9 protein-coding genes are annotated in these 13,301 nt (G+C 38.7%); all 9 read right to left on the bottom strand.

The genetic code is table 11. The annotated features are described in order from the left end of the window. Nucleotides 1–456: 456 nt before the first annotated feature. Entirely contained in the window at nucleotides 457–948 is a 492-nt protein-coding gene (locus H5S39_RS02775; protein ID WP_182596382.1) for a lipocalin/fatty acid-binding family protein, read from the bottom strand. 105 nt (nucleotides 949–1,053) lie between these two features. Next, nucleotides 1,054–1,851, bottom strand: coding sequence for a 2-succinyl-6-hydroxy-2,4-cyclohexadiene-1-carboxylate synthase (menH, locus tag H5S39_RS02770; RefSeq protein ID WP_182596383.1), 798 nt, complete (start codon nucleotides 1,849–1,851; stop codon nucleotides 1,054–1,056). Then, a complete protein-coding gene (menD, locus tag H5S39_RS02765; protein ID WP_182596384.1) occupies nucleotides 1,844–3,529 on the bottom strand; it encodes a 2-succinyl-5-enolpyruvyl-6-hydroxy-3-cyclohexene-1-carboxylic-acid synthase in 1,686 nt (561 codons plus the stop codon). The genes menH and menD overlap by 8 nt, the downstream gene beginning before the upstream one ends. Beyond that, entirely contained in the window at nucleotides 3,508–4,854 is a 1,347-nt protein-coding gene (locus tag H5S39_RS02760) for an isochorismate synthase (RefSeq protein WP_231832870.1), read from the bottom strand. Before H5S39_RS02760 ends, menD begins: the two co-directional genes overlap by 22 nt. Before the next feature lie 147 nt (nucleotides 4,855–5,001). Further along, entirely contained in the window at nucleotides 5,002–5,838 is an 837-nt protein-coding gene (locus H5S39_RS02755) for a histidine phosphatase family protein (RefSeq protein ID WP_182596385.1), read from the bottom strand. Nucleotides 5,839–5,958: 120 nt separating this feature from the next. Continuing rightward, nucleotides 5,959–6,195 (bottom strand): glutaredoxin family protein, encoded by a 237-nt coding sequence (locus H5S39_RS02750; protein WP_182596386.1) that lies wholly within the window; start codon nucleotides 6,193–6,195, stop codon nucleotides 5,959–5,961. Between the two features lie 154 nt (nucleotides 6,196–6,349). After that, a complete protein-coding gene (locus tag H5S39_RS02745; protein ID WP_182596387.1) occupies nucleotides 6,350–8,614 on the bottom strand; it encodes a bifunctional metallophosphatase/5'-nucleotidase in 2,265 nt (754 codons plus the stop codon). A gap of 408 nt (nucleotides 8,615–9,022) precedes the next feature. After that, the gene (locus tag H5S39_RS02740) at nucleotides 9,023–12,124 is read right to left on the bottom strand and encodes an AAA family ATPase (protein WP_182596388.1); all 3,102 of its coding nucleotides are present in this window, start codon (nucleotides 12,122–12,124) and stop codon (nucleotides 9,023–9,025) included. Then, on the bottom strand, nucleotides 12,125–13,243 hold the full coding sequence (locus H5S39_RS02735; RefSeq protein WP_182596389.1) for an exonuclease SbcCD subunit D: 1,119 nt from the start codon (nucleotides 13,241–13,243) through the stop codon (nucleotides 12,125–12,127). It lies immediately after the preceding gene. Nucleotides 13,244–13,301 lie beyond the last annotated feature (58 nt).

Raw genomic sequence — 13,301 nt, 5'->3', positions numbered from 1 at the left:
TCGCAAATGTTTTGCTTCAAATCACATCGTGATTGAAGACCCTACACATTTGATTCGTCGAAACTTTGTTCAGTTTTCAAAGGTCTACCTATTGGCTAATCAAGCAGCCAATCAACATGGTTATTATATCATATGTTGATTTAACTTGTCAAGAAGAAATTTTAATTAATTTAGAATTCCTTTTGATTGATAACTCAATCAGCAACTTTATTAATATATCATGTTGTCAATTCAATGTCAACAATTATTTTTAACTTTTTTGTTAATCCATCTCAGCAGCGCTTAACTGCTTTGACAACGATAACTACTATACCGTGCTTTTCCTCCCCCGTCAACACTTTTTTAATAAAAATATTTAAACAAAGCATCAATCAAGATCAAAAAAGTACACCCTTGATAATTCAAGAATGTACTTCAATATCTTCTTCAAATAATGCCTATATATAACCACTGATACTACTTAGTATGCATATTATTTAGGAAATCTTGAAGATCTAAGCTTCTAGTTGTCCGCTGAAAAGTTTCTGTATTCCACCCATTACTACCAGAAATAATCAGCCTATCCTTATCAAGAGTAGCAATTAATGGATTCGTTACGTCTTTATCTTTTAAAGTAATTAAGTAACGGTCGCCATCCTTACGCCAAGTCAACGCATCATTTGTATCTGAATTTTTCTTATCAGCATAAACGTAACGGCCGGTTCCATTTTCATTAAATACCACGGCAGCCCCATCTTGATCATCACGATATGCTCCTATAAGTAATTCTTTTTCTTTTGAGGACTTCACTGGCTTCTTTGGCTGAGTTGTTTGTACTGGATTTAGCTGTTTACTGGCAAAGTGCTTATAATTCACTGCTAAGACACCTAATAAAATAACCAATAAGATTAAAAATAATATTAATCCTAAATGATGACTTTGCTTGTTGCTTTTATGTTTTTCCTTCATACTTTCATACTCCATATAAATACTTTTAGCAATATATGACTTAACATATTTAGTCTACCATAGTCATTAATAACTCATCAAAAGCATAAATTACAAATTTTCCGTCTAAAGATTATTATCAAGCCATTTAATAACAAGGCTGGAGAAAGATGAAGGAACTTCAATATGAACACAATGACCACTGGGCAAAACTGAAATTGTCATTTGCGGTGCCATTAATTTCATCTCTTGAGCAATCTTTTGAAACTTAAAATCTAACTCACCGACAATTAATAGTACTGGAATATTCTGTGGCAGATATTTCCAATAGCTCTCTTGCTGTCCAGTTCCCATCATCATCAAACTCATTGCTAAGCCATATTTTTGCTGTCCCATTCGTTGCCGTCTAATCTGCTGGCGAATTTCTAACGGTAGTTGTTTTTGACTAGCGAACAATGGAATGTTTTCCCAATAATTAACAAATTCTTCCAATGGTTGTACCAATATTTTGCCTGCAAGGTCATTATCCTTTTGCCGGCGTTTTTGGCGATCGTGTTTATCTGCTATTCCCGGACGGGCACTCTCTAATATTAATCCTTGCACATGAGGATCATTGACTGCCCATGCTAATGCAACGCGTCCACCCATCGAATATCCAAGTAAATAATAGTTCTTAATTTGGAGAAGCTGCATCAACTCTTGCAATTTGCTAACAACATTCTCCATTCGATAATAAATTGGATGAACATAGACACTAGTCTGTCCGTGACCGATTAAATCGATTCCTAAAAAATTATATTTTTCATTAGGAAAAAGACCATCAAACGTTTTTAAGGTTCCAGTAAAGCCATGTAAACAAACAATCGTTGGCCGATTTGAGTTAAATCCATTTAACCACTGGTAATGATATTTTACTTCAGTCATTGATCTCACTACTCTTCTGTTGATACGCATTTACTAATTGATGCCAAATGGTTACTGGACAGTCCTGACTATCTGAAACTTCAATAATATGATGACCAGGTTGATTTAATAAAGAATTAAATTCTGAATATTTCGTTGGCCGATGATAATCAAATCCATATAGTTTTGCAACATATTCATAATCAAGATCTTGTGGTGTCTTAAAAACCGTTGCAAAATCAGTCGATGGTAAACTGCTTTGTGCCAAGAATGAGAAGATGCCACCACCGTTATTATTTAAAAGAATAATAGTAACTGGTAAATCATATCGTCGAATCATTTCTAACCCCGTCAAATCATGGAAAAAGGCGAGGTCACCAATTAACAATGTTAACGGATGTCCACTAGCAGCAACAATTCCTGCCATCGTAGAATTTAATCCATCAATCCCATTTACGCCACGGTTTCCATAAACGCGGACATTTTGCGCTGATGACAAAGTGAGACGGTCCACCAAACGAATAGCATTACTATTTGCAACAAAAAGCTCTTGATCATGAAGATGACTGAGTAACTGGTTAACCACTCCCGAATGATTGAACTTTTGCAAATCTTTATTTGTTTGTAAAATTGTCTCAGCTAAGCCTTGTCTTCGCTGCCACCGCAATAACCATGCGGGTGAAGTTGGCGTAAATACAAGCTTATCAAAACATTTTTTAAATTCATTTACTGTCATGTCTAAGAGATAGTTACTTCGGTGTAACTGATCTTTAAATTGATGGCCTTCTTCAACTAAAATTGTTGAAACATGCTGTTTAGCTAACCACTGGGTAACTGGTTTAGTTACTGGTAAACGACCAAAGCGTAGAACTACTTGGGGAGTCGATAAGTGACCTTGAAAAATAAGATCAGCCTGGTGAAGGTAGTTTTGTGATTTGGATTGCACCGTGGCTAAATTAGTTAACGGATCACCAATAATTGGCCACCGAAGCTTTGCCGCCAATGTCAGCAATTGTTGCGCTTCCTGTGGAGTACGTTCCTCACCAACAATAATAAGCCCATTTTGTTGGAATAATGGTAGCAAAGACGATAAATCCGTCACGCGTTCGCCAGGCAAAACTTTTGTAGGAGCTTTAGCTGGTCGGGGAAGGTTTAGGTCAGGCAGTAACGGTTCACGAAGCGGAATATTAATATGAACAGGGCCTTTAGGTATTACTTGTGCTCGTGATACCATACTAAATCCTTCCCAGCTACTATAGTCCAACATCGTCGAATTATCTTCTGGTAATGCCAATTCCACTGAAAGCTTTACATGACTACCGTATAAATATTGTTGGTTCATTGCCTGTGGTGCGCCAACTCCTTGTAACTCTGCCGGCCGATCAGTTGTCAAAACTATCAAGGGCTGGTTTGTCGCCTCAGCTTCACAAATTGCGGGAAAGTAGTTAGCAGCTGCACTTCCTGAAGTACAGATTAAAGCCACTGGTTCACCAGTTGCCTTCACCAATCCTAAAGCAAAGAAACCGGCTGATCGTTCATCAATATCAATATACGATTGAATGCTAGGATCACGATTAACCAATAAGGAGAGCGGGGTTGAGCGCGATCCAGAACTAATCACCGCTCTTTTGATTCCGCCTTGTTTTAGTCCTTCGATGAATGATAATAAATACTTTGTTAAAGTTCTTTGGTTGTCCATTTGTCATTTACACCTCGTAACATCGGTTGAAATTTCAAACTTGTTTCATTACGTTCTTTTTCTGCCTGCGATTCTGCAACGATTCCACAACCAGCATAAAGTAACCCTTTATTTTTCTTGAAAATTCCCGAACGCAAGCCCACAGCAAATTCACCTTGATCTTCTACTAATCCTAACCAGCCGATTGGTCCACCGTATAATCCTCTGCCTGCAGGTTCCTTTTCTGCTAACCATTTCATTGCAGCTGAGCGCGGTTCACCTCCCAATGCTGGTGTTGGGTGGAGAGCTTTTAAAACATCCAACAATTTTACTCCCCTTTTTCGTTGACCAGTAAAGGGATGGTAAATATGTTGAATATCCCTATTTTTAAGTAACTGGCGTTGACCAATTGTCAAATTATCAGTAAATTCAGCCATTGTTCTGGCAATTCGCTTAGCCACAACTTGGTGTTCATATTCGTTTTTATGATCATTTAATAATTGTTGACCTAGTCGATAATCAGCAATCGGTGTTTTACCACGCGCAATTGATCCCGCAACGCTTGCCGTTTGAAAACTATTCTTAGTTGCCTTTAATAATCGTTCGGGCGTCGCACCAATAAATGCACAATCACCATTCGATAATAGAAAGTGGTATGTATTAGGCTGCTGATTCATTAGTCGACGTAAAATCTGAGTTGGATTAAACATCCCCGTTGTGAATAACTCGAGTTGACGAGCTAAAACAACCTTTTTCAATTTTTGGCTTTTAATTGCTGCAACACTATCATTAACTAGTTGCATCCATTGCGGAAGAGCAAGCTCATGCGTTAATAACGGCGGAAGGCTGACCCTTTTTTCTATTCTTTCTTGTAAAAGATTTGCTGCCTGTGTTGCAAGATGATTCAATTTGGCCTCTACATCCCCAACCGTGCGAACAAGTAATGTAACATAAGAATTTTGCTTATGTTGCCAAAAAAGAATTTGCGGAAGGATAAAATAGCCCTTTTCTAAATCACCCCAAAGATGTTCCGTTCGGCCATGAAAATCAAAGGGAAAGCCGCCTAATAAAACCGGCTGCCCATCAATCGAAGGAGTTAAGTTAATTAATCGCCGCTTAAATTGACTCTGAAAATTCTTAACTTGAGCACTTGATTTTCCAACCAAACATTTTAATGGTTCCACACCTAGGTAAGTACGACTTTGATCAGCTGACTGCCAAAACATATAACTCCCCACTATCGAATGATTTAAGATGTTAGTAAAGTCACCCTTAATCGGATAGGTGTAAAACGCATACTCAGCTGGTAAATTTGTCCTTTGGGTGGGTGTTAATTTAATTACCACGTTACTCTCCTCGCTTATTTTTGGAATACCTTAATCAGTATAACAAATTATTACTATACAAAAAGGCCCCTCGACCTACCAATCGAAGAGTCCTAAATAATCGTTTTATAATTGCACCTAAAATTTTTGCTGCTGAAATTTAACTACTTATTTGTTTGCCGCAATCTTCTTACCCTTGTTTACATAATGGAGGGTTCCAATTTGGCCGTCGACATGAAGCTTACCATTTTTATATACCAGCTTTGTCACTGCTGCATTTTGCATTGGTTTACCATCATATTTTTTAGAGATTGTTGATAGGTATTCATTAATTGACATCCCTGAACTAACAACCAGAACATTACCGCCACCTTGCTTTTGAGTTGTCTTTGCAATATGGAGTAATTCGGAATTCATTCGTTTTTGAACTTGAGCCGAACTCTCTGCACGGTCGCTCTTAGCTAGTTTAGTATTTTGGGAGTTATCCATATCAAGCTTGTGGTAAGCATCTTGCAGTTTATTCCAATAGTCTTTACCGGTTGCTTGTTGGAATTGCTTGCCATCCTGATAACCATACACATTAGCAATCTTTTGGTTATCAGCATCAATGCTATCTCCTTCAAAGCTACCATAGCCACCTTCTCTTAGTAGTGGCGTTGTCGTAATCTTAGTATCTGGATTAGCAGAATATTTTAACGCTTGCTTAGCAGTTACCTCTTGCCGGGTTAGGTTTCCCGTATATGCATGCTTAAATTTTATTCCTTTTAGACCATAACCAAGATCATTAGCAACTGTAATCCCGTTTTTTGTTAGCGGAAAATCACTTGATCCTTGAACACGTTGCATCACATTCCCCGTTGTTTCACCGTGACGAGTAAGGTAAATCGTCACCTGCTTATCGTTAGATGCTGCACTAGTAGTTGCTGGAACAACTGCCATTGCTGAGCTACCAAGAAGTAATCCTGCTAACGTCGCACACATTGCCGTTAATTTCTTTATTTTCATCAATTATTCCCCAATTCCTATAAAACATTTCAGCAGCACCTATATTGTACATAAACATGAAAGCGCGTTCAATACCAAACAAAAGATTATCTACCTGCTCTTTTGTGATAAAAACATCTGCTATTTTAATTTACTTATAAGTTGTGGTTGAAAGCCCGTCCATCCAGTGACATCGCAACCGTCATCAACAAGGACAATTGGAAAACGATAATAACCTAATCGTGCGAATGCTTCAATTGCTGTGGAATCAGCTGTAAGGTCAATAAGCTCATACTTAATCTTTTGGGCGCTTAACATTTTTTGTGTTTTAGTACAAGCTGGACAAAACTTTTGCGTATAAACCCTTACTTTTTGCATTAATATCGCTCCTCATTACTTTCATGTACAGTAATCGTGACTATTATATTCCCTCTTTAGGATAATGAAAATTTTAGATTTCCTCAACGTCACCCATAATCATAACGATTAAATAAAAATAGCCCAGAATGGACTAATATTCTGGACTACTTTGCTATGCTTGTTTCCGTTTGCGATTAATAATGGTTAAACCAATTGCACTCATAAGTGAGGTACCAAGAAGAAGCCAAGTAAGGTCATCGTCATCACCAGTTTGTGGTAACATTGCTTGCTTACTGTCATCGGTGGTCTGGTGGGTCACACTAGCCTTATCAAGCATCATTGGGGTGAGATTAACAAATTGACTATTTACGTCAGCACGATTAGCGTTTGCTTTAGCGACCGTTTGAGTGGTTAATTGGATTACCTTCGCTGGTTGACCAGCTGTTGTTGGTAATACCACGGTTGGCGTTGTCGGTTGATCCATTTCTTTATTAGTTGTGCCGGTAACTAGAGTTGCGTCTTGGTTATTATCAACTGAAGAATTAACGGCATCTTCACTTACTAATTGTTCGGCGGTCATGTAAATCTTCCGGTTCATTACCGGAGCAGTAATTAACTTTCCTTCATTAGTCATATCAGTAATATAGTTAATAAATGCATCCGTATCCTGACCAATAATACCGACTACTTTAGTATTTTTAAAGGCAGAGAAGCCATCCCCGCCACCAGCAAGGAAATCATTAATAACAACATTATAATTCTTATTCAAATCAAGCGGCTGGTTATTTTGATCGTATACCTTAACAACTTTATATGGTTGGTTAGGATCGTTTTGATCAGTATAAGTATAATGAAGGCCAGCAACTTGCAGGTAATATGCTTGATCTTCATCATATTGTTGATTAAGCGCATCAACGATTTGTGAGCCAGTCATTTGAACTACTCGTAAGATATTACCGAATGGTTGAACAGCCTGAGCACTTCCCCATGTAATTGAGCGGTCCTCATTAACGTGAAGGTCAGCCCGAACACCACCGGTATTTGTCATTGCAAAGTCAGCTGGCAGCCCGGCCTTTTTAGCTGCATACAGTTGACCATCAACTACCAACTCACCAGCCGCATTTTCCCGCGTTGGCGTATTGTGAAGACGACCAAGAATGTCTCCAGCTTTAGCAGCTTCACCAATCTTTTTATTAATAATTGGTGCTACTCGACGGTCAGCATCTTGGACAATCGCTGTTACATTGGCATCGGTTTTAACATTGGGTGCATCTTCAGCAGATAATACTGGAAAGACATGTGATACTATACTATTTTTTGCAAAATCATTAGTCGATGGATCAATGTAACCAATAACATCATCATATGCTTTACCAGTATAAATCGCTTGCACTAGTTTAACGCTACCAACCGTTGCATTAGCGTATTGGTGTGAATGTCCAGCCACATAAAGGTCAACTGAATTTTCGGGATCAATTTGGTACAACTTCTTAATGATATCAACCGCGTTTCCCTTTGTATTACCATCTTTATCCGTTGCTACTCCAGTATGTGCTAACACAACAATCGCGTTTACGCCCTTATTCCGTAAAATCTTATCATATTTAGCAATAGTTGTCGCTTCATCGAGAACGTCATAATCCTTGTAGTTATCATATAAGGTTAAGATTGGTAGTGAAGTCGTTTCGATTCCAATAAAACCAATTTTCGCCACTTTACCATCACTAGTATGGATTTCCTTGATTAAATACGGCTGCATCCCAAAAGGAATCTGTCCATCAGACTTTTGCACCACGTTAGCAGTAATGATATTAATACCAGAGTTAACATGCGGATATACCATTTCTGCTTCATTATATTGTTTAGTCGGTTGTCCGCCATTAACAATCCGCATATATTCTGCTAAGCCTTCATCGAACTCGTGATTACCTAACGTTCCTACTTTAAAGTCCATCGCCTTTAATGCGTGCATCGTTGACTCGTCTTGTAGAAGAGCTGAGTTCGCCGGTGAAGCACCAACCATGTCACCCGCTTCAACACGAATTGTTGTCCCAGTCGGGTTGGCAGCTTTAAAACTTTCTTCGGCCGCATCAAGATGACCTGCTAAACGAGCAGCAGTACCTGTATTATTATATGTTTTATTGCCAATTGTTGCTGATCCAGTCGTTTCGAGGCCACCATGTAAATCATTTATACCTAAAATTTGCACTGGAATATCTTGCTGATACTTTGCTGGATCAGACCAATCAGTGGTTGTTTGTGGCGTACTTGCCTCATCCTTATTCGTTTGGACCATTGGTGTTACATTACCGTTAACCGATTGCTGATTGTTAGTTACTGAATCGGTAGTCGCTGCGTGGACACCACTTGCCTGAAAATATAGTCCCAATAGCGTTGTTCCCAATAGTAAAGTATACTTTGAACCATTATGCTTCATGTGAAATAACTCCTCCGCGATTAAGAATGGATAATGGCTTAAAAATCCGTTTAAATTTTATCATGGTTATTACTTTATTTTTATAGTAATAAAGCCACTATTGTAAGGGTATACATCGCTGCCAGATTAACATTTTAAAGTTGGCTTAGCTGATATAATTATTAACTAAAAAGTAAACTCAGACATAAAAGAAAAGAGTTCAAATACCCAAGTTTTTTGAATATTTGAACCCTCTTTAGACAAAGATAACCGAGCAAGCTGCTATCTCCGACGTAAAATAGGAGGTGATCCTATCCTTAAAAGGAAGCCGAGAGTGAATAATGTAGTGAGAAAAAAGATTATTGAATCACCCTCCTATTAATATATATACGTATAAAGTTGTCTTTCGCACTTTTTAATTTAAATAAATTAGATTTCGTGCTGGTATGAAACCCTACTTCGTCCATTAATTGAATTTACAATAAGCTGGTCAGGAATTTGCTCTTCTAATTCAGTAACATGACTAATAATCCCGATCATCCGGTGACCTTCTAATTCCTGTAACGCATGCAATGCATCTGTTAGCGCCTGCTGATCCAATGATCCAAATCCTTCATCGATAAATAAGGCATCAATATTAATACCACCATTTTGCTCCTGAATAATCTGACAAAGAGCTAATGCTAGGGCCAATGATGCCATGAAACTCTCACCCCCGGAAAGGGTTCGAGCACTACGAGTTCTTCCAGCATTATCATCATAAACATTTACTTCTAAACCACTCCATTTTGTACCCGCACCATGATTTTCGGTGGAAAGCTCAAATTGATAACGTCCGTTAGTTAGCCGGGCTAATTGCACATTAGCTGCTATTAAGACATCTTGGAAATATGCTTGTAAAACATATCTCTCAAGGCTTACATGATTTTCGGTGTTACCACTGACAACATCGGTCAATGTCTGTAATTCATTAATCTTTTTATCTAAATCATTAGTCTTAGCAAGCAAGTTCGTTACTTTTTCAGTCGTTGTTTGAAGCTGACGGGCATTAGCTGTTACTTGACCGATTTCTTGCTGGTATTGACTTACTTGTTGCTTGGCAGCCGCAAGCTCATCCTTTGTTGCCTTAATATTTGGAGTTACTTGACCGTTTATTAATTTAATCAGCCGTTGCTGCTCTTGCTGATTGTCACGAACTTGTCGCTCATATTCTGTAACCTTGTCCCGTAATAGTACTAATTGCGGAAGCATCTTTTCTGCCTTCTGCCAAAATTCCCATGTAAAGTCACCATTATATTCAGTTAATGTCTTTTCCAAATGATCGTGTCGATGAGCTTGCTCTTCTTGCTGGTTGGTAATATCTTTATTGGTTTGATCTAAGTGGCTGTGGGTAATCGCAATATTTTGTTTAGCCGTTTGTAGTTTTTCTTGGAGAGTAGCCATATTTTGGTTATACTGATCAACTTCTTCTTTATAAGCGTTAATTTGATCAGTAGCTGCTTGCTCATCAGCAATATTTTGTGGTAGGGACTCCTCATTCTCCGCCAAAATTGCTCTTTGGGTAACTAACTGTTGATTTAACTGAGCTATTTGCTCATCAAATTGGCTAAATTCATCCTGCTTTGTTGTGATTAAATGTTGCAACTCGTCGCTTTCTTTTTGCCATTTTTGGACATCTTTTTCTATCTGCGCTATTCTCTTTGCACTTTGCAAAAGTTGTTCGGCACGTGAAGAGATTTGCTGTTGCCAATCCTCGGTAAGCTTAGTTTCCCCCATTAACTGGGCAACTTTTTCCTTACTTGCATCAATTTGCGTTGTAAGTTCTGTTATCCGGTTAGTAACTTGCTTTAATTGTTCTTGGATACGAGTAACGTTAGCATGATTAGCTTGAGCCTTTGCGGTAGCTGTTTTTACCTCTTCTTCACTTACAATCTTCGTACTATCCTGAAGATGAGCAGGACAGGGATGATCAACCGCACCACAAACCGGACACGGGCTCCCCGGCTTTAACTTTTGCGCTAACAAGGCAATCTGGTGACGGGCAAACATGTCATTTAATTCTACTAAATGATTATCAGCAGAGTTTGCTATCGACTGAGCTTCCTTTAATGCAACCGTCAATTCCTGCTGATAAGCTTTATCTTTAGTAACCTTGTTAAGTAACTCGACTAAAGCATCCCCTGTCTGCATTAACTTTTCTTGTTCATTTTGCCTTTTCACAAGGTCAACGCGACGGGTAGCTAAGTCCGCATTCTGGTTAATCTTAACTGTTAATTCGGCTAATCGTTGTTGCCAGGCAGTCATATTAGTATGATTTCCTGCTTGAATAGTCTTTTTGTTGGTCAAGGACTCTTGCAATTCTCCTATTTTTTTAGTTAAAGAATCACGTTTTGCAAACAAAGGCAGCTGTTTTCTTAAGTCCATCGCTTTCTCTTGGATATGATCGATTGACGACTGCCGATCCTTAAGCTGCTGATATTCATCATTTACCGTGTGATACATTTGCCGGTGGTGAGCAAGCGTTTGTGTTAGCTCAGCAAGCTCTTGTTTTAATGTTTGTAAATTATTTTCACCATCTTGCCAACGCTGGTAATCAGGACGTTGATTTTGGTACCACTCAATTGCGGTTAATTCAGCTTTATCTTTACTTATTTCTTCTTTTTTAGCGGCTAACTTTGTGATTGCACTTTCAGTTTCTTTTAATGCCGTCAAGTTTGCGGTCAACTCTTGCTGAGTATGAAGCTTATTATCTAGCTGACTTACTAATTCTTGCTGTTTTGCTTCTTGCTCCCTTAATCCCTGTAATTTACTTGTTAATGTATCAAGCACCTCAGTGGCGGCTTTTAGCCACTCACTAACCGGTAACTGAGAATCTACCGCGTTAATTGTTTCTTTAAGTGATTGTACTTTTGTCTGCTGATCGCCTAATTCTTTTTTACGGTCACGTAGCCCTTCTTTTAACCGCTGTGTCCACTGCTCATATTGTGCCGTATTAAACAGATCACGGAGAAGTGCTTCCTTTGTATTACTGTCAGAATCAAGGAACTGTCGAAATTTTCCTTGGGGTAAAAGAACAATTTGCTTAAATTGGTCACGGGTTAAATTCAAAAGATCGGTAATAAAAGTATCCGCTTCCCTGATTTTTGTTATTTCATTGGGGTCTTGGTTATCAAGCGGATAAATTAAATCTACCGCCTGATTATGCTCAACCAGATTACCCTGGCGCCCCCTTAATACTTGTTTCGGGCGACGCATAATTTGGTATGTTATATTTTGATGAACAAACGTAAATTTAACAAATGTTTCCCGATCGGCTGGCGCAAAATCAGAGCGAAGGGCCGTTGCTGAACGGTCGCGATCATTCGTCGTTTGACCAAAGAGTGCATAACACATCGCATCAAAAATTGTGGTTTTCCCCGCACCGGTATTACCAGCGACTAAAAAAAGTGATTGCTTACGAAATTGAGTAAAATCGATCGTTTCATGTTCATAGGGACCAAAGTATTGGAGCTCGATGTTTAATGGACGCATTTAATTTTCCCCTTTCATGACTTCGGTTAGTGCTTTTTCTGCCCACGCTCGCTGTTCACTCGTCATCTCACTCCCCATTGTTTGAGAATAAAACTCAGCTAATAAATCCAATGGTGATTCTTGAACCCTTTTTTTGTCAAAATTAAACTGCGCCTGCTGGGCCTGGTGAGTTCGATGAAGGCTAACTATTCGTGGATAATATTCCCGCAGTTTGTTTAACACATCTGGAATTCGCTCTTTATTTGTTAATTCAATGTCATAAAAATCTTCATTGGGATAGTTAGACGCATCAGCAATTAATTCAGCAAAATTACCTTTTAATAAATGAATGTCATGAACCGGCTTGAGTGGTACCCATTTGACACTGAACGGCGCTGTATCAACAATCCAAACACCCTTCTCTTGCTTGGCTTCAGACACGGAAAATTTCATTGGCGAACCGCTATATTTTATTTTTTCATTATTTAACGCCCGGCGGTTATGTAGATGGCCAAGCGCAACATAATCAAACGGTGCTAACGTATCTGTTGCAACCGCGCTCAATCCCCCGACTTCAACTAGGGTTTCCGAATCTGCCGTCCGCTTACTCCCCGCAGCAAAAAAATGGGCAACTAAAACATGCGTCTTGTTAGGGGCAAAGTATTTGGTCATTTCAGTCGTAATCTTTTTCATCGCATCATTGACATTTTTAATAGAATCATCATCAAAATAATTACGAACCTCTTGAATCCCAAAAAACGGCAATAAGAAAAACTGGGTATCCTTAATCGTAAGCGGATTAAAGGCCCCTGCTAAGCTGGTATTCAAATAAAATGATTGATAAGCAAACCAATCTTGCCCAGTACTTAAACGGGTGGCGGAATCGTGGTTACCACTAATCGCTAGCAATGGAAAATGATCGCATAAATTCAACTCTTGCAGCATCTTATTTAAGGTTTTAACAGCCGCTTCATTAGGAATACTACGATCATAAAGATCACCGGCAACCACAATCGCATCTACCTTGTTTTCTTTTGCCACTTGTTCAATTTGCTTAAACATCGCTTGCTGGTCTTCTAATAAGCTAAAATTGTTAAGTGTCTTGCCAATATGCCAATCGGCGGTATGTAAAAAGCGCATAGTAGCCTCCAATTAATTATTCTATAAATATATATACGTAAAAAATCGTAAAATGCAC

Source organism: Limosilactobacillus rudii (assembly GCF_014145455.1).
GTDB lineage: Bacteria > Bacillota > Bacilli > Lactobacillales > Lactobacillaceae > Limosilactobacillus > Limosilactobacillus rudii.
Note: the sequence above shows the minus strand (reverse complement) of the source record. Positions and strands in the feature narration are given on the sequence as shown.

What these genes read in the sequence shown, in the direction of transcription:
- H5S39_RS02775 (WP_182596382.1), bottom strand. Translation starts at nt 948, where the DNA reads ATGAAGGAAAAACATAAAAGCAACAAGCAAAGTCATCATTTAGGATTA.
- menH (WP_182596383.1), bottom strand. Translation starts at nt 1,851, where the DNA reads ATGACTGAAGTAAAATATCATTACCAGTGGTTAAATGGATTTAACTCA.
- menD (WP_182596384.1), bottom strand. Translation starts at nt 3,529, where the DNA reads ATGGACAACCAAAGAACTTTAACAAAGTATTTATTATCATTCATCGAA.
- H5S39_RS02755 (WP_182596385.1), bottom strand. Translation starts at nt 5,838, where the DNA reads ATGAAAATAAAGAAATTAACGGCAATGTGTGCGACGTTAGCAGGATTA.
- H5S39_RS02750 (WP_182596386.1), bottom strand. Translation starts at nt 6,195, where the DNA reads ATGCAAAAAGTAAGGGTTTATACGCAAAAGTTTTGTCCAGCTTGTACT.
- H5S39_RS02745 (WP_182596387.1), bottom strand. Translation starts at nt 8,614, where the DNA reads ATGAAGCATAATGGTTCAAAGTATACTTTACTATTGGGAACAACGCTA.
- H5S39_RS02740 (WP_182596388.1), bottom strand. Translation starts at nt 12,124, where the DNA reads ATGCGTCCATTAAACATCGAGCTCCAATACTTTGGTCCCTATGAACAT.
- H5S39_RS02735 (WP_182596389.1), bottom strand. Translation starts at nt 13,243, where the DNA reads ATGCGCTTTTTACATACCGCCGATTGGCATATTGGCAAGACACTTAAC.